This window comes from Bacillus sp. SIMBA_008 (genome assembly GCF_046535495.1).
In the GTDB taxonomy this organism is placed as follows: domain Bacteria; phylum Bacillota; class Bacilli; order Bacillales; family Bacillaceae; genus Bacillus; species Bacillus subtilis.
Window position 1 is genome coordinate 1 of the sequence record NZ_JAWRWL010000194.1, and the last position, 321, is coordinate 321.

General features: G+C 46.4%; 1 protein-coding gene. It reads left to right on the top strand.

The annotated features are described in order from the left end of the window. A partial coding sequence (locus SB658_RS22795) for an MFS transporter (RefSeq protein ID WP_410602515.1) occupies positions 1–321 on the top strand: 321 nt, incomplete at both ends.

Consider the following 321-nt stretch of genomic DNA (forward strand, 5'->3'; position numbering starts at 1 on the left):
GAAGCAAGCACTGCTTTGTCCCAATTAAGTCTGATGGCTTGTCTTATTGGACTGGCACTTGGACAACTGATTGCAGGGCCTATTAGTGATACGATCGGTAGAAGAAAACCGCTGATGATCGGCTTAATCATTTTTATCGCCGCCTCTCTTTTATGCACGGTGGTCTCGTCGATTTGGATGTTCATCCTCTTAAGATTGATTCAAGGACTCGCTGGTTCAGCAGGCATTGTCATTGCACGAGCCATTGTGCGAGATCATTATGAAGGCTCAGAAATGACGAAATTCTTTGCACTGCTCATGTTGGTCAACGGGGTTGCTCCG